The sequence below is a fragment of the Rathayibacter sp. PhB127 genome (assembly GCF_003751665.1).
Classification (GTDB): domain Bacteria; phylum Actinomycetota; class Actinomycetes; order Actinomycetales; family Microbacteriaceae; genus Rathayibacter; species Rathayibacter festucae.
This window is the reverse complement of record NZ_RKHW01000002.1, coordinates 15111-30968: the sequence shown is the minus strand read 5'-3', so window position 1 is coordinate 30968 and position 15858 is coordinate 15111. Positions and strand designations below refer to the sequence as shown.

Genomic DNA, 15858 nt, shown 5'->3' with positions numbered 1-15858 from the left:
GCTGAGCGCCATGACGATCGAGCTGCACTTCACCAAGGGCCAGGGCACCGGCAACGACTTCGTGCTCTTCAGCGACCCGGACGGTGAGGTCGACCTCTCGCCCGCGCAGATCGCGATGATCTGCGACCGGCACTTCGGCGTCGGCGCCGACGGCATCATCCGCGCGGTCCGCTCCCGCTCGCTCGCCGACGGCGCCGCCGCCCTCGAGCAGGAGCCGGAGGCGGAGTGGTTCATGGACTACCGCAACGCCGACGGCTCGATCGCCGAGATGTGCGGCAACGGCATCCGCGTCTACGCGGCGTTCCTGCTCGCCGGCGGTCTGGCGACCCTCGAGCAGGGCGACACCCTCCCCATCGGCACTCGCGCCGGGGTCCGCGACGTCACCCGCAGCGGTGCCGGCTTCCAGGTCGACCTCGGGCACTGGGAGCTGGCCGGCGGCGAGCCGCTCGTCCGGGCCAAGGAGCTGAAGGTTCCGCGTCCCGGTCTCGGGCTCGACCTCGGCAACCCGCACATCGTCGTCGCACTGAGCAACGACGAGGAGCTCGACGAGGCCGACCTCAGCTACATCCCGCAGATCGAGCCGGAGCCGTCCGACGGGGCGAACGTCGAGTTCGTCGTGCCGGGCGAGCCGCTGGTGCACGACGGCATCGGCCGGATCCGGATGCGCGTCCACGAGCGAGGCAGCGGCGAGACGCTCAGCTGCGGCACGGGCGCCGCCGCGGCGGCCCTCGCCGTGCGCTACTGGGCCGGAGCGCGCGCTCCGCAGTCCTGGCGCGTGGAGGTGCCCGGCGGCACACTGGGCGTGACCATGTTCCCGACCGAGGAGGGCGAGCACGTCGGCCTGTCCGGCCCGGCCGACCTCGTCTACACCGGCACGATCCGGATCGACTAGCTCGGGATCGCTCGATCGGTCGACCGGCGCGGCACCGGTCCGGTCCGGCGAGCGCGCCCGGTGCCTGCGATCAGGCGGTGCGCGTGGTGCGGATGACGCGGAAGCCCTTGGCCGAGGAGATCCGGTCGACCTCGAGCCGGCCCTCGAACGTCTCGGTCAGCCAGGTCAGCAAGGAGTCGGCGCCCAGGTTGCGCTGCACGACGAGCCAGGCCTCCGCCTCGGGCTCCAGCCGCGGGAGCCAGCGCTCGAGCAGAGCGTGCAGCTCGGCCTTGCCGACACGGATCGGCGGGTTCGACCAGACGGCGGCGAAGCTGACGTCCTCGGGAACATCCTCGGGCAGCACGGCGTTGACATTGGAGACACCGAGTTCTGCGCAGTTGCGGCGGACGAGCTCGAGCGCCCGCTGGTTGACGTCGACCGCCCACACCCGGGCGTCGGGGGAGCCGAGCGCCAGGGCGAGCGAGATCGGTCCCCAGCCGCAGCCGAGGTCCAGGAGGTCTCCGCTCGCGGGGGCGTCGGGGACCGCGTCCAGCAGGACCCGGGTGCCCAGATCGACGTGGCCGGGGCTGAACACCCCGCCGGCGGTCGTGACCTCCAGATCGCGGCCGGCGATCCGGGCGCTGATCCTCCGGGGTCGGAGGTCGCCGTCGGGAGTGCTGGTGAAGTAGTGCTCGGCGGCCATGAGAAGTGAACTTATCAACAGCTGAGGAGTTAGTGTTATCCGGATGACGGAAGACCTGAACGAGACCGACACGACCGAGGCCGTCGACGTCGTCTCGCGGGTCCTGGCGAACGCGCAGTCGCGCTCGTCGGGATATTCGCGGTTCGTCGCGGGCGGAGCCCAGGCGCTGCAGAGCGCCGGAGGCGACGTCGAGCGCGACGCCGAGCAGACCAGTGACGGCGACCAGTTCGATCGCGAGGACCGCCAGGCGCTGCGGCGCGTGGCCGGCCTCTCCACCGAGCTCGAGGACGTCACCGAGGTCGAGTACCGCCAGCTGCGCCTCGAGAACGTGGTGCTGATCGGCGTCTACTCGCAGGGCTCGATCGAGGACGCGGAGAACTCGCTGCACGAGCTCGCCGCCCTGGCCGAGACCGCGGGAGCGACCGTCCTGGACGGTCTGCTCCAGCGCCGGCCGCACCCCGACCCGAGCACCTACCTGGGCAAGGGCAAGGCGGAGGAGCTCGCCGGGCTCGTCGCCGCCCTCGGCGCCGACACGGTCGTCGCCGACACCGAGCTGGCTCCGAGCCAGCGCCGCTCGCTGGAGGACGTGGTGAAGGTCAAGGTCATCGACCGCACGGCCGTCATCCTCGACATCTTCAGCCAGCACGCCACGAGCCGCGAGGGCAAGGCGCAGGTCGAGCTCGCGCAGCTCGAGTACCTGCTGCCGCGCCTGCGCGGCTGGGGCGAGTCGATGTCCCGCCAGGCCGGTGGCCAGGTCGGCGCCGGCGCCGGCATGGGCTCGCGTGGTCCGGGTGAGACGAAGATCGAGCTCGACCGCCGCCGCATCCACACCCGCATGGCGCGCCTGCGCAAGCAGATCACCGCGATGAAGCCCGCCCGGGAGGCGAAGCGCGCCAACCGCAAGCGCAACGCGGTGCCGTCGGTCGCCATCGCCGGCTACACCAACGCCGGCAAGTCCAGCCTGCTCAACCGGATGACACACGCCGGCGTGCTCGTCGAGAACTCGCTCTTCGCGACACTCGACGCGACGATCCGCAAGTCCGAGACCCCGGACGGGCGCGGCTACACGCTCGCCGACACCGTCGGCTTCGTGCGCGCCCTGCCGCACCAGCTGGTGGAGGCGTTCCGCTCGACCCTGGAGGAGGTCGCCGACTCGGACATCATCGTCCACGTCGTCGACGCCTCGCACCCGGACCCCGCGGGGCAGATCGCGACCGTCCGCGACGTCATCGGCGAGGTGGGCGCACGGAGCATCCCCGAGATCATCGCGTTCAACAAGTCCGATCTCGTCGACGAGGGCCAGCGGCTCGTTCTGCGCGGTCTCGCCCCCGGCGCCGTCTTCGTGTCGGCGCGCACCGGCGAGGGGATGGACGAGCTCCAGGCGAAGATCGCCGAGATCCTGCCGGAGCCGCAGATCGAGATCGATCTGCTGGTGCCGTACGACCGCGGCGACGTGGTCTCCTCGCTGCACCGCAACGGCCGGATCCTCTCGACGCAGTACGTCGAGGGCGGCACGCACGTCCACGCGCTCGTGCACGAGGACCTCGCCGGCTCGCTGGGTGAGTTCGCGGCTCCCGTCGCCGCCGTCGAGGCGTAGCGGCGGAGCCGGCACCCGCGCCCGAAGCGCCCGCGACCACGGATCACCTCCGCGGTCGCGGGCGCTTCGTCGTCACGCTGCGCGAGCTGCTCGCCGCGCGCCCCGGTGAACGCAGGAGGGGCGGACGGCTCGATGCCGTCCGCCCCTCCTGCGCGTGTGCGCCGCCGCGTCAGACGGAGCGGAGCACCGCGACGATCTTGCCGAGGACCTCGGCCTCGTCGCCGAGGATCGGCTCGAAGTTGGAGTTGCGGGGGAGCAGCCAGGTGTGGCCGTCGCGCTGCCGGAGGACCTTGACGGTCGCCTCGCCGTCGAGCATCGCGGCGACGATCTCGCCGTTCTCCGCGGTGCGCTGCGAGCGGACGACGACCCAGTCGCCGTCGCAGATGGCGGCGTCGATCATGGACTCGCCGACCACCTTGAGCATGAAGAGCTCGCCCTTGCCGACCAGCTGGCGGGGGAGCGGGAAGACCTCGTCGATCTGCTGGTCCGCCATGATCGGCACGCCCGCCGCGATCCGGCCCACCAGCGGCACCATCGCCGCGTCGGCGACCGTCGCCGTCGATTCGAACGAGCCGTCGTCCTCGGTCGAGCTCGGCACGTCGATGAGGATCTCGAGCGCCCGGGGGCGGTTGGGATCGCGGCGCAGATACCCGCTCAGTTCGAGCTGGTTGAGCTGGTGGGTCACGCTGGAGAGCGAGGCGAGCCCGACGGCGTCGCCGATCTCGCGCATGCTCGGCGGATAGCCGCGGCTGGACACCGAGCGCTGGATGGCGTCGAGGATCGCGAGCTGCTTCGCGCTGAGGTTCTTCCGGCGGCGGCCCGCCGCGGGCTTCGCCGCCGCCTTCGCCTTCGGCGCCGGAGTCGTCGTCCTGGCCGCCTTCGCCCCGGCCGCCTTCGCCCCGGCCGTCTGCGCGTCGCTCACGATCGTCCCTCTCTCGGTGCGCACGCCGCGTGCGCGCCCTCTCCGTCCGCGTCGAGCACCGATGTCGGTGGTCGCTGCTGTACTGACTGCGGACTCTCGAAACTGTATCCGGCGGGGGTCCGCGTTCGAAACATTCGTTCGAGTGTGTCGCGCGATCCAGCAACGGATGCGACGCGACCGGGTCTTGCCCGGCGCGGTATTCGAAGATATATTCGGAACAGAGGTTCGGACCGGGTCCTCCCGGCCGAGGCCCCGGCCCGAACCCCTGCTGAAAGGAGCGATCACCATGACCGCACAGCCCTCCACCATCGCGCAGCACCAGCCCTCCGCGCAGCACGTCACCGCTGCCGAGCAGCCCGGTGCGCGCACCCGCCTGCGCCTGACCCGTCGTGGCCGCGCCGTCCTCGCGACGCTCGGCGCCCTGCCCCTCGTCGCGGGCGCCTTCGTCTTCGGACTCAACGGCGGCGGAGCCGTCGCCTCGGGGGAGAGCGCCGACGTCGAGTTCCAGTACGTCACCGTCCGCGCCGGCGAGTCCCTCTGGTCCCTCGCGGAGGAGCTCGCACCGGACTCCGACCCGCGCGACGTCGTCTACGACATCCAGTCGCTCAACCAGCTGGCGAACGCCGGCCTCGAGCCCGGGCAGCGCCTCGCGATCCCGGCGCAGTACGACCTCGCGGACTGATCGAGCGCACCGAGTGCCCCGGTACCATTCCGGGGTGACGACTCTCGACGATCTCCCCCTCCGCGACGACCTGCGCGGTCAGCAGCCCTACGGCGCTCCGCAGGCCGTCGTGCCCGTGGCCCTCAACGTCAACGAGAACACCCACCCGGTCCCTGACGACGTCATCGCCGACATCGTCGAGCGGGTGTCCGTCGCCCTCCGCACGGTGAACCGCTACCCCGATCGCGAGTTCCGGGAGCTGCGCAACTCCCTGGCCGGCTACCTCGGCCACGGTCTGACCGCCGACTCGATCTGGGCTGCCAACGGCTCGAACGAGGTACTCCAGCACATCCTGCAGGCCTTCGGCGGCCCCGGACGGTCGCTGCTCGGCTTCTCGCCGACCTACTCGATGTACTCGATCCTCGCCTCCGGCAGCGGCACGCGCTGGATCGGCGTCGAGCGCGAGGCCGACTTCCGCGTGTCCGCTTCGTACGCCGCCGACGCCGTGCGCCGCGAGCGCCCCGACATCGTCTTCCTCTGCGCGCCGAACAACCCCACCGGAACCCCGCTGGACCTCGAGACGATCGCCGCCGTCTACGACGCGACCGACGGCATCGTCGTCGTCGACGAGGCCTACGCCGAGTTCGCCGGCCGGGACGCGCCGACCGCCCTGAGCCTCCTCGAGGGCCGCCCGCGCCTGCTCGTCTCCCGCACGATGAGCAAGGCCTTCGCCTTCGCCGGCGTCCGCCTCGGCTACCTCGCCGCGGACCCCGCCGTCGTCGACGCCCTCCGCCTGGTGCGCCTGCCGTACCACCTCTCCGCGTTGACCCAGGCGGCCGCGACCGCGGCGCTCGCCCACGCGGACGAGATGCTCGCGATGGTGGGCGAGATCATCGTCCAGCGCGACCGGATGATCGACGGACTGCGCGAGCTCGGCTACACCCCGCACGAGACCGGCAGCAACTTCGTCCTCTTCGGCGGCGTCGCCGACCCCGGCGCGATGTTCGAGGCGCTGCTCGCGCGGGGCATCCTGATCCGCGACGTCGGCATCCCGCACCACCTGCGGGTGAGCGCGGGCACCGAGGCCGAGACCACCGCCTTCCTCGAGGCGGTCGCCGCGCTGCCCGCTCCGGCGGCGGACCCCGCGGTCGCCCTGGCCCGCGAGTAGCCGCCCGGAGGGTCGGCGGCCCCCGAATACACTGGAGACCATGACCTCCTCGAGCGCCGCTCCCGGGCGCACCGCCTCCCTCCGTCGTGCCACCAGCGAGTCGAGCATCGAGCTGTCGATCGACCTCGACGGGACCGGTGTCGCGGACCTCTCCACCGGCGTGCCCTTCTTCGACCACCTGCTGACGGCGTTCGCGAAGCACTCGCTGACCGACCTGACCGTCCGTGCCACCGGCGACATCGAGATCGACATCCACCACACCGCCGAGGACATCGGCATCGTGCTCGGCACCGCGATCAAGCAGGCGCTGGGCGACAAGGCCGGCATCTCCCGCTTCGGCGACGCCCTCGTGCCGCTCGACGAGGCGCTCGTCCAGGCCGTGGTCGACATCTCCGGCCGCCCCTACCTCGTGCACAGTGGCGAGCCGGAGGGCTTCGCGCTGCACCTGATCGGCGGCCACTTCACCGGATCGATGGTCCGCCACGTCTTCGAGGCGATCGCCTTCAACGCCGGCCTGACCGTGCACGTCACCGTGCTCGGCGGCCGCGACCCGCACCACATCGCCGAGGCCGAGTTCAAGGCGTTCGCGCGCGCGTTCCGCCAGGCCAAGGCTTTCGACCCGCTGGTCGCCGGGGTGCCGTCGACGAAGGGCGCGCTGTGAGCAACGCCCGGCCGTCCGTCGTCGTCTACGACTACGGCTCCGGCAACGTCCACTCGGCCGTCAAGGCGCTCGAGCTCGCCGGCGCCGACGTCGAGCTGACCTCCGACCGCACCCGCGCCCTCGAGGCCGACGGCCTGCTCGTCCCGGGAGTCGGCGCGTTCAGCGCGGTGATGTCGGCGCTGACGGCGGCGCGCGGCGGCGAGATCATCGAGAAGCGCCTCGCCGGCGGTCGCCCGGTGCTCGGCATCTGCGTCGGGATGCAGGTGCTCTTCGAGCGCGGCGTCGAGCGCGGCGTCGAGAGCGAGGGCCTGGGGGAGTGGCCGGGAACGGTCGACCTGCTCCCCGCCGAGGTCGTGCCGCACATGGGCTGGAACACCGTCGACGTGCCCACCGGCTCGCGGCTGTTCGACGGCATCGAGGACGAACGCTTCTACTTCGTGCACTCGTACGGCGCCCGGGAGTGGACGCTGGACGTCATGCCGCCGTTCCCGCGCCCGGCCGTCACCTGGGCCGACCACGGCGGCCGCTTCATCGCCGCGGTGGAGAACGGCCCGCTCTCGGCGACGCAGTTCCACCCTGAGAAGTCCGGCGCCGCGGGCCTGCGCCTGCTCTCGAATTGGCTGGGCGGGCTCCGCACGAACTAGGATCGGCCGGTGGTCGGCGGCTCCCCGAGCGCCGCGGCCGCACCAGCTCCGAGACTGAGGATGACGATGAGCGAGTTCACCAAGGCCCCGGGCCTGGTCCTTCTCCCCGCGATCGACGTGGCCGGCGGCAAGGCCGTCCGCCTGACGCAGGGCGAGGCGGGCACCGAGACGAACTACGGCGACCCGATCGACGCGGCCGGCGACTGGGCCGACCAGGGCGCGGAGTGGATCCACCTCGTCGACCTCGACGCCGCCTTCGGCCGCGGTGACAACCACGGCATCATGAAGAAGGTCATCCGCCAGGTCAAGGGCGTCAACGTCGAGCTCTCCGGCGGCATCCGCGACGACCGAAGCCTGGAGTCCGCGCTCAACGCCGGCGCGAAGCGCATCAACCTCGGCACCGCCGCCCTGGAGAACCCGGAGTGGGCCGCCAGCGTCATCGCGCAGTACGGCGACCAGATCGCCGTCGGCCTCGACGTGCGCGGCACCACCCTCGCGGCCCGCGGCTGGACCAAGGAGGGCGGCGACCTTTGGCAGGTCCTCGAGCGCCTCGAGGAGGCCGGCTGCACCCGCTACGTCGTCACCGACGTCACCAAGGACGGCACCCTCAAGGGCCCGAACCTCGAGCTGCTCGAGCAGGTCATGGCGCGCACCCACCGCCCCGTCATCGCCTCGGGCGGCATCTCCAACCTCGACGACATCGCGGCGCTCCGCGACCTCGTGCCGCAGGGCCTCGAGGGCGCGATCGTCGGCAAGGCGCTCTACGCGGGAGCGTTCACGCTCGCCGAGGCGCTCGACGTCGCCTCCGAGTGACCGGATCGCCCTCGGGTGAGGGCCGGGCGCTCCCCGCGCACCTGACCGACTCGGCCGGGACCCCGTGGGCCGGCCGCCACTTCGAGCAGAGCGCCTCGACGGACGACGACGGCAGCGCGCCCGAGGCCCTGGTCGCTGCCCTTCGCTCGTTCGGCGCCGGCGACGCGGGCCCGGAGGCGGTGGTCGACGCGCTGCGCGTCTCGCGCCTGCTCATTCCCCTGGTCGCGAAGCTCGGCGAGGAGGCCGAGGGGGTCGCCGGGCTCCGCGCCGACAAGTCGCAGGAGCTGTCGATCGTGACGGTCGCCGGGCCGGACGGCCGCACCGTGCTCCCGGTCTTCAGCGACGTCGAGGCGATGCGGCGCTGGGACCGCCTCGCCCGCCCCGTCCCGGTCGACGGCCGGCGGGCGGCGCTGGCCGCGGTGGCGGAGGAGACCGAGCTGATGGTCCTCGACCCCGCCTCGCCGCACGAGTTCGCCGTCCGGCGCCCCGCGCTCTGGGCGATCGCCGAGGGCTCGCCGTGGCGGTCGAGCCCGGCCGATCCGGAGGTCCTCACCGCGCTGCGGGCGAGCGCCGAGGGGGAGGACGCCGTCGTCTCGCTCGACGTGCAGCCGGGCGACAGCCGTCAGCGGCTGACGGGACCGGAGCTCGTCATCGTGCTGGAGCTGCGGCCCGGCCTCGACCGCGCGGCGCTCGGCGAGCTGGTCGCGCGCCTGGGCGAGCGCTGGGCCGCCGACGAGATCGTCGCCGCCCGGGTCGACTCGATGACCCTCCAGCTGGCGTCCGCTTCGACGGGCTGATCCGGGCGCCGCCGCTCAGGTGACCGGGCCGGTCCACTTCTCGCCCGGGCCCTTGCCGATCGGGTCGGCGATCGGGGAGGCCTCGCGGAAGGCGAGCTGCAGCGTCCGGAGTCCGTCGCGCAGGCTGCGCGCGTGCATGTCGCTGATGTCGGGAGCACCGGCCGTGACCAGTCCGGCCAGGGCGTTGATCAGCTTGCGCGCCTCGTCGAGGTCGACCTGCGCGCCCGGCTCGTCGGCGAGACCGCACTTCACCGCGGCGGCACTCATCAGGTGCACCGCGGCGGTCGTGATGATCTCGACCGCCGGCACCTCGGCGATGTCGCGGGTCGCCTCCACGTCGGAGTCGTCGCCGAACCGTCGGGCGTAATCGTCGTCGTGCTGAGCCATGGGTCCCTCGTTCGGTGAGTCCGGCGCTCGCGAGGACCCCGAGGCGGTGCTCGAGGGGGCGCTCGCGGGGGAGGGGGAGTGGCGGGCGCCGCCCGCTGCCCTTCCGGCCGGAAGTCTGCTATGGTGATGCGGGCTCCGAGGCATGTCCTCGGTTCGAAAGTGGAGATTCTCCCACCCGCGCTTGACCGCTTCACTAGGTTACCGGGTCAGAAGCACTCCGCCTCCGGCAACGGGGGCAGGGCTGCGGTCCTCGAGACACGTCTCGGGGAGCGCGTCGTAGGGTGCAGCGCAGCGCAGTAGACGCGCTTCGCACAGGGAATCACCTCTCTCGGGATGCGCCGGACGAAGAATCCGGCCGCAGAGCAGCAACTCACCGAGATCAGAGGAGAAACGCAATCAGCGATCCCCGTACCAACGACCGAATCCGCGTCCCCGAGGTCCGCCTCGTGGGTCCCGCCGGAGAACAGGTCGGCGTCGTGAAAATCGAGGTCGCCCTGCGACTCGCGCAGGACGCAGACCTGGATCTGGTCGAGGTTGCTCCCAACTCCAAGCCTCCCGTCGCCAAGATCATGGACTACGGGAAGTTCAAGTACGAGCAGGCCCAGAAGCTCAAGGAAGCCCGTCGCAACCAGGCGAACACGATCCTCAAGGAGGTCCGTTTCCGCCTGAAGATCGACAAGCACGACTACGAGACCAAGCGCAAGCGCGCCGAGGGCTTCCTGAAGGCCGGCGACAAGGTCAAGGCCATGATCCTGTTCCGCGGTCGCGAGCAGTCCCGCCCCGAGATGGGCGTCCGGCTCCTGCAGCGCTTCGCGGAGGACGTGTCCGAGTTCGGCCAGGTCGAGTCCACCCCGACCATCGACGGTCGCAACATGGTGATGGTCATCGGCCCGCTGAAGAACAAGTCCGAGGCGAAGGCCGAGGCGAACGCCGTCCGCGCCGCTCGTCGCGAGGCCAACACCCCCGAAGAGGAATCGGCCGAGTCCGAATCCGTCTGATACTTCGCCGCCCCGTCCTCGGGGCCGGTGGACGCCCCGCTCGCGGGGCACCAGTTTCGCCCGCCGAGTGCGCGTGCGACGTCGACAAGGAGAGAACATGCCCAAGATGAAGACCCACTCGGGTGCCAAGAAGCGTTTCAAGGTCACGGGCTCCGGCAAGCTCATGAAGCAGCAGGCCGGCATGCGTCACAACCTGGAGTCGAAGTCCAGCGTCCGCACCCGCCGCCTGAACCAGGACCAGGTCCTCGCCCCGCAGGACGCCAAGGTCGCCAAGAAGCTTCTCGGCCTGTAGTCGACCACCGCGGCAGCCCGCTGCCGCCGTAGTCCTCGACAACCGACCCGGATCGTAAGGAAGAAAGAGAAATGGCAAGAGTCAAGAGGGCGGTCAACGCCCACAAGAAGCGTCGCGTCATCCTCGAGCGCGCCAAGGGCTACCGCGGCCAGCGCTCGCGTCTGTACCGCAAGGCCAAGGAGCAGGTCACCCACTCCCTCGTCTACTCGTACCGCGACCGTCGCGCGAAGAAGGGCGAGTTCCGCCGCCTCTGGATCCAGCGCATCAACGCCGCGTCCCGCGCCAACGGCCTGACCTACAACCGCTTCATCCAGGGCCTCGCCCTGGCCGGCATCCAGGTCGACCGCCGCATCCTCGCTGACCTCGCGATCACCGAGCCCGCGACCTTCACCGCCCTCGTGGCGAGCGCGAAGGCCGCACTGCCGGCCGACACCTCGGCCCCGAAGGCCGCGTAGTCCGCAGCACTTCCCCGAAGGGGGTCACGACGAGAGTCGTGGCCCCCTTCGTCGTTCCCGCAGGACGTCGTTCCGGCAGGTCCTCGTGCCCGCAGGACCTCGTTCCCGCAGGTCGCCTTCCCGGCGGGCGACGTGTCGACCGGGCCCCGCGACGGTGCGCCGATAGGCTCGCCGCATGCTCGACAACCCCCGTTCTCCCCGTGTCCGCTCCGTCGCCAAGCTCACCCGGCGTCCGGCACGGCAGGAGTCGGGGCTCTTCCTCCTCGAAGGCCCGCAGGCCATGTCCGAGGCGCTGCGCTACCGGCCCGAGCTGCTGATGGAGTCGTTCGCGACCCCCACCGCGCTCGAGCGCCACCCCGAGATCGTCGCCGCGGCTGAGGAGGCGGAGGTCGAGATCGAGTACGTGACCGAGGACGTCCTCGACTCGATGGCCGACACCGTCACGCCGCAGGGCTTCGTGGCCGTCTGCCGGCAGTTCCCGACTTCCCTCAAGGACGTCGTCGCCTCCGAGCCCCGCCTCGTCGCCGTGCTCGAGGAGGTCCGCGACCCCGGCAACCTCGGCACGATCATCCGGGCGGCCGACGCCGCGGGTGCCGACGCCGTCGTGCTGACCGGCCGCTCCGTCGACCTCTACAACCCCAAGGTCGTCCGCTCGACCACGGGCTCGCTGTTCCACCTGCCCGTCGCGGTCGGCGCCGAGCTGCCCGACGTGCTGCAGCGGCTGCGCTCCGCGGGCCTCCGCGCCGTCGCCGCCGACGTCAAGGGCGAGGGCCTGCTCGACGTGCGCGCCCGGGGCGACCTCGCGCAGCCGACGGTCTGGGTGTTCGGCAACGAGGCCCGTGGCCTCGAGGACGAGTCGCTCGAGCTGATGGACGGCGTCGTGGCCGTGCCGATCTACGGCGCCGCGGAGTCGCTCAACCTCGCCACCGCCGCCTCGGTCTGCCTCTACGAGAGCGCCTTCGCGCTCCGCTCCTGACGACCCGACGCGCACTCGACCTGAGACGTTTCACGCCAGAACTGAGAGAAGACCACCTCGGCGTGGTATGAGGCTGGGAGCGAGCCCCGGTTGTTGCGCTCTGGTTAAGAATCCGCTCATGATTTGACCCACCCATGCCCGTGTGATTCTCTGACGGAATGGAAGCACCCTCCCAGGCCGGGCGATCGTCCGCTGCCGCCCGCGAGCCCCTCGTCGTCCTCGACGGGGTCCAGAAGCACTACGGCGAGTTCCAGGCGCTGAAGGACATCGATCTGACGATCAATCGCGGCGAGGTGGTCGTGGTGCTCGGTCCCTCCGGGTCGGGCAAGTCCACGCTCTGCCGCACGATCAACCGCCTGGAGACCATCTCCGGCGGCACGATCTCGATCGACGGTCAGACGCTGCCGGAGGAGGGCAAGGGGCTCGCCGCCCTGCGCGCCGACGTCGGCATGGTCTTCCAGTCCTTCAACCTCTTCGCGCACAAGACGATCCTCGAGAACGTCACGCTCGGGCCGATCAAGGTCCGCAAGCTCTCGCGCAAGGCCGCCGAGGCGGAGGCGCAGGCGCTGCTCGACCGCGTCGGCGTCGGGCACCAGGCGGGCAAGACGCCCGCCCAGCTCTCCGGCGGTCAGCAGCAGCGCGTGGCCATCGCCCGCGCCCTCGCGATGAAGCCGAAGGTGATGCTCTTCGACGAGCCGACCTCCGCGCTCGACCCCGAGATGATCAACGAGGTCCTCGACGTCATGGTCGGCCTTGCCGAGGAGGGGATGACGATGATCGTCGTCACCCACGAGATGGGCTTCGCGCGCAAGGCCGCGCACCGCGTCGTCTTCATGTCCGACGGCGAGATCCTCGAGGACACCGATCCCGAGTCGTTCTTCACCGCTCCCCGGACCGACCGCGCCAAGGACTTCCTCTCGAAGCTGATCACCCACTAGGTCTCCGGCGCCGCAGACGGACTCCGCCTCGGCCGCCGTTCGACAGGTCGCCCCCCGAACCCCCGGGAGCGACCGGACATCGCCCGCTCCAGCGGGCCACACCCCAGGAAGGACGATCATGCGCACCAAGCTCATGTTCATGACCGCGGGACTCGCCGCAGCGGCCCTCACCCTCGCCGGCTGCGCCGGTGACTCCGGGACCGGCACCGGCTCCGACTCCGGCTCCGAGGGGAGCGGAGCGGCCTACGAGGTCGCCACCGACGTCACCCTCGAGGGCAGCCCCACCTTCGACGCCATGACGGCGGACGACACGGTCACCATCGGCGTCAAGGAGGACCAGCCCGGTCTGGGCTACCTCGACGCCGCGACCGGCGAGCGCTCCGGCTTCGACATCGAGATCGCGAAGTGGGTCGCCGCGTCCCTCGGCTTCTCCGCCGACAAGATCGACTACCAGCCGATCCCCTCCGCCAACCGCGAGGCCTCGATCGTGAACGGCGACATCGACTACTACGTCGGCACCTACTCGATCACCGACAAGCGCAAGGAGCAGGTCGGCTTCGCCGGACCGTACTTCGAGACCGGACAGCAGCTGCTGGTCGCCGCGGACAACGACACGATCAAGGGTCCGGAGGACCTCTCGGCCGACACCACCGTGTGCTCCGCGACCGGCTCCACCCCGATCCAGAACATCCGCGCGAACTACCCCGAGGTCCCGCCCGTCGAGTTCGACACCTACTCGCAGTGCGTCGACGCCCTCGCCGACGGCCAGGTCGACGCGGTCACCACCGACGGCGCGATCCTGATCGGCTACGCGGCGCAGAAGCCCGACGAGCTCAAGGTCGTCGGCGAGCCCTTCAGCACCGAGCTCTACGGCATCGGCCTCGCGAAGGACGACACCGCACTGCGCGGCTTCATCAACGAGATGCTGACCGACGGCGGTGACACCTGGAGCGCGATCTACGACGAGACCCTCGGCCAGTCCGGCACCACGGTCGAGCAGCCCGCGGTCGACGCGTACTAGGCCGACACCCCTGAGGAGTCCCGGGGCGGCGCGTCGCGCCTCGCCCCGGGACCTCCTCTGCCCCGCGCCGCACCGGCGACCGCTTCCACCTCCCCGATGAAAGGGCACGCAGCATGGATGTTCTCCTGAACAACCTCGACGTGTTCGTCCCCGCGTTCGGCAACACTCTGCTGCTGTTCGTCGTGTCGCTCGTCTTCGCTCTCCTCCTCGGCACCGTGGTCGGAGCGATGCGCGTCTCGCCCGTCCCGATCGCGCGAGCGGTCGGCACCGTCTACGTCAACACCGTCCGGAACACGCCGCTGACGCTGCTGATGTTCTTCTTCGCCTTCGGCTACCCCAAGCTCGACCTGCCGGACGTCGGCTACACGAACCTCGCCATCACTGCGCTGAGCATCTACACCGCGACCTACGTCGCCGAGGTGCTCCGCTCCGGCATCAACACCGTGCCGATCGGCCAGGCCGAGGCGGCCCGCGCGATCGGCCTCGACTTCGGGCTCACGATGACCCAGGTGGTGCTGCCGCAGGCGTTCCGCTCGGTCATCCCGCCGCTGATGAGCGTGCTGATCGCCCTGCTCAAGAACACGACCGTCGCCGCCGGCTTCTCGGTCGCCGAGGCCGGGACGATCGTCCGCGTGCTCAACGAGCGCGGCGAGAACAGCCTGATCGTCGTGCTCTGGGTGGCGCTCGCCTTCGTGATCCTCGTCACCGGGCTCTCCCTCCTCCAACGCCAGCTCGAGAAGAAGTGGAGGGTCGCCCGATGAGCTCCGTCCTCTTCGACAACCCCGGACCCCGCGCGGTCGCCCGCAACCGCGTCATCGGCGCCGTCGTCCTGCTCGTCCTCGTCGCGCTGCTGGCCTTCGTGCTCTGGCGCTTCGCCGAGTCCGGGCAGTTCTCCGCGGCCAAATGGCGTGCCTTCGGCTACCCGCTGGTCTGGCAGAGCATCGGCGCGGCTCTCGGGCAGACGCTCGCCGCCTTCGCCACCGCCGGCGTCGCGAGCATCGTGCTCGGCCTGCTGCTGGCGATCGGCCGCCTCTCCGACCGCCGCTGGATCAACATCCCGGTCACGCTCTTCATCGAGCTGTTCCGCGCGATCCCGGTCCTCATCCTGATGATGCTGATGTACTACGGGCTCCCGTTCGTCGGGCTCAAGCTCACGCCGTACCTCGCCGTGGTCATCGCACTGACGCTCTACAACGGCTCCGTCTTCTCCGAGATCTTCCGCGCCGGCATCGAGGCACTCCCGCGCGGCCAGAAGGAGGCGGGCTACGCGATCGGCCTGCGCAAGGCGGGCGTCATGCGCCTCATCCTCTTCCCCCAGGCGATCCGCTCGATGCTGCCCGTGATCATCGCCCAGCTCGTCGTCGCCCTCAAGGACACGGCGCTCGGCTCGATCATCACCTACAACGAGCTGCTCTACTACGCCCGCTACCTCGGCAACCAGCCGAGCCTGGACAGCCCGATCATCCCCGCCGCCATCGTGGTCGGCGCGATCTACATCGGCATCTGCCTGATCCTCTCCGGCATCGCCAAGTGGGTCGAGATCCGCACCAAGACCGGCGGCCGCAAGGGCGCCGGCCACCCGGCGGTCCGCGCCACCACGGACACCGCCCTGATCGCCGCCCAGGACTGACCTTTTGGTCGGCATCGCCTTCGGCGATCCCGACCGCGGTCGGCTGACGAGGCGGTCGCGTTCCGCAGAGCGTCCTGCGTCCGCCTAGCGCGAATCGCTGGCACGCGATTCGCACGTTCGCTTTGCGGGCGGTCGGCGATCTGCAGAGTTCCCGTTCGATATCCCTGCACATGCTGGTCGAGTAGCCCCGGAGGGGCGTATCGAGACCCACCGCTCCGCGAGGAGGACTGGCGGGCGTCGGTTCCGGCGCTGGTGGATCTCGATACGCCGGCGTCGCCGGCTGCTCGATCAGCATGCAGGGGCCGGTCGTCCGATTCGGTGGGC

General features: G+C 70.9%; 19 protein-coding genes. 16 read left to right on the top strand and 3 right to left on the bottom strand.

Annotation, left to right across the window (positions count from 1 at the left end; all coding sequences use genetic code 11):
* The first annotated feature begins 10 nt into the window (after positions 1–10).
* Complete coding sequence (dapF, locus tag EDF22_RS10675; protein WP_123704943.1) at positions 11–892, top strand: diaminopimelate epimerase; 882 nt, start codon at positions 11–13, stop codon at positions 890–892.
* Positions 893–962: 70 nt separating this feature from the next.
* Here the strand turns inward: dapF and EDF22_RS10670 are convergent, their stop codons facing one another.
* Positions 963–1574 carry a class I SAM-dependent methyltransferase gene (locus tag EDF22_RS10670; RefSeq protein WP_123704941.1) on the bottom strand — a complete coding sequence of 204 codons (612 nt, stop codon included), beginning with the start codon at positions 1572–1574 and terminating at the stop codon, positions 963–965.
* 43 nt (positions 1575–1617) lie between these two features.
* Between EDF22_RS10670 and hflX the strand changes: the two genes are divergently transcribed.
* On the top strand, positions 1618–3171 hold the full coding sequence (hflX, locus tag EDF22_RS10665) for a GTPase HflX (RefSeq protein ID WP_123704939.1): 1554 nt from the start codon (positions 1618–1620) through the stop codon (positions 3169–3171).
* A 169-nt stretch (positions 3172–3340) separates the two neighbouring features.
* Here the strand turns inward: hflX and lexA are convergent, their stop codons facing one another.
* Positions 3341–3952: a transcriptional repressor LexA gene (gene lexA, locus EDF22_RS10660; protein WP_243582392.1), complete on the bottom strand. Its 612-nt coding sequence runs from the start codon at positions 3950–3952 to the stop codon at positions 3341–3343.
* Positions 3953–4379: 427 nt separating this feature from the next.
* On the opposite strand from lexA, the gene EDF22_RS10655 reads away from it, so the two are divergent.
* The 6 genes from EDF22_RS10655 (at position 4380) to EDF22_RS10630 (ending at position 8837) form a co-directional block, all read left to right on the top strand.
* Positions 4380–4775, top strand: coding sequence for a LysM peptidoglycan-binding domain-containing protein (locus tag EDF22_RS10655; RefSeq protein WP_123704937.1), 396 nt, complete (start codon positions 4380–4382; stop codon positions 4773–4775).
* A 34-nt stretch (positions 4776–4809) separates the two neighbouring features.
* Positions 4810–5922 (top strand): histidinol-phosphate transaminase, encoded by a 1113-nt coding sequence (locus tag EDF22_RS10650; protein ID WP_123704935.1) that lies wholly within the window; start codon positions 4810–4812, stop codon positions 5920–5922.
* Between the two features lie 40 nt (positions 5923–5962).
* Positions 5963–6583 (top strand): imidazoleglycerol-phosphate dehydratase HisB, encoded by a 621-nt coding sequence (hisB, locus tag EDF22_RS10645; protein WP_123704933.1) that lies wholly within the window; start codon positions 5963–5965, stop codon positions 6581–6583.
* A complete protein-coding gene (gene hisH, locus EDF22_RS10640) occupies positions 6580–7227 on the top strand; it encodes an imidazole glycerol phosphate synthase subunit HisH (protein WP_123704931.1) in 648 nt (215 codons plus the stop codon). Before hisB ends, hisH begins: the two co-directional genes overlap by 4 nt.
* A 66-nt stretch (positions 7228–7293) precedes the next feature.
* Positions 7294–8040, top strand: a complete 747-nt coding sequence (gene priA, locus EDF22_RS10635; RefSeq protein ID WP_123705565.1) for a bifunctional 1-(5-phosphoribosyl)-5-((5-phosphoribosylamino)methylideneamino)imidazole-4-carboxamide isomerase/phosphoribosylanthranilate isomerase PriA — start codon at positions 7294–7296, stop codon at positions 8038–8040.
* Entirely contained in the window at positions 8037–8837 is an 801-nt protein-coding gene (locus EDF22_RS10630; protein ID WP_260303407.1) for an SseB family protein, read from the top strand. Before priA ends, EDF22_RS10630 begins: the two co-directional genes overlap by 4 nt.
* Before the next feature lie 15 nt (positions 8838–8852).
* On the opposite strand, the gene EDF22_RS10625 is transcribed toward EDF22_RS10630, so the two are convergent.
* Positions 8853–9224, bottom strand: coding sequence for a DUF1844 domain-containing protein (locus tag EDF22_RS10625; RefSeq protein ID WP_123444520.1), 372 nt, complete (start codon positions 9222–9224; stop codon positions 8853–8855).
* A gap of 395 nt (positions 9225–9619) precedes the next feature.
* On the opposite strand from EDF22_RS10625, the gene infC reads away from it, so the two are divergent.
* The 8 genes from infC to EDF22_RS10585 all read left to right on the top strand — a co-directional run bounded on the left by infC (position 9620) and on the right by EDF22_RS10585 (position 15534).
* Entirely contained in the window at positions 9620–10222 is a 603-nt protein-coding gene (gene infC, locus EDF22_RS10620; protein WP_123444546.1) for a translation initiation factor IF-3, read from the top strand.
* Between the two features lie 97 nt (positions 10223–10319).
* Entirely contained in the window at positions 10320–10514 is a 195-nt protein-coding gene (gene rpmI / locus EDF22_RS10615) for a 50S ribosomal protein L35 (RefSeq protein ID WP_056042364.1), read from the top strand.
* A gap of 71 nt (positions 10515–10585) precedes the next feature.
* Positions 10586–10969 carry a 50S ribosomal protein L20 gene (gene rplT / locus EDF22_RS10610; protein ID WP_123444519.1) on the top strand — a complete coding sequence of 128 codons (384 nt, stop codon included), beginning with the start codon at positions 10586–10588 and terminating at the stop codon, positions 10967–10969.
* A gap of 175 nt (positions 10970–11144) precedes the next feature.
* Positions 11145–11945, top strand: a complete 801-nt coding sequence (locus EDF22_RS10605) for an RNA methyltransferase (protein WP_123444518.1) — start codon at positions 11145–11147, stop codon at positions 11943–11945.
* 158 nt (positions 11946–12103) lie between these two features.
* On the top strand, positions 12104–12883 hold the full coding sequence (locus EDF22_RS10600; protein WP_123444517.1) for an amino acid ABC transporter ATP-binding protein: 780 nt from the start codon (positions 12104–12106) through the stop codon (positions 12881–12883).
* A 118-nt stretch (positions 12884–13001) separates the two neighbouring features.
* On the top strand, positions 13002–13904 hold the full coding sequence (locus EDF22_RS10595) for a glutamate ABC transporter substrate-binding protein (RefSeq protein ID WP_123704929.1): 903 nt from the start codon (positions 13002–13004) through the stop codon (positions 13902–13904).
* A 113-nt stretch (positions 13905–14017) separates the two neighbouring features.
* A complete protein-coding gene (locus EDF22_RS10590) occupies positions 14018–14665 on the top strand; it encodes an amino acid ABC transporter permease (protein WP_123704927.1) in 648 nt (215 codons plus the stop codon).
* Positions 14662–15534, top strand: coding sequence for an amino acid ABC transporter permease (locus EDF22_RS10585; RefSeq protein WP_123705563.1), 873 nt, complete (start codon positions 14662–14664; stop codon positions 15532–15534). The genes EDF22_RS10590 and EDF22_RS10585 overlap by 4 nt, the downstream gene beginning before the upstream one ends.
* Positions 15535–15858: the final 324 nt, after the last annotated feature.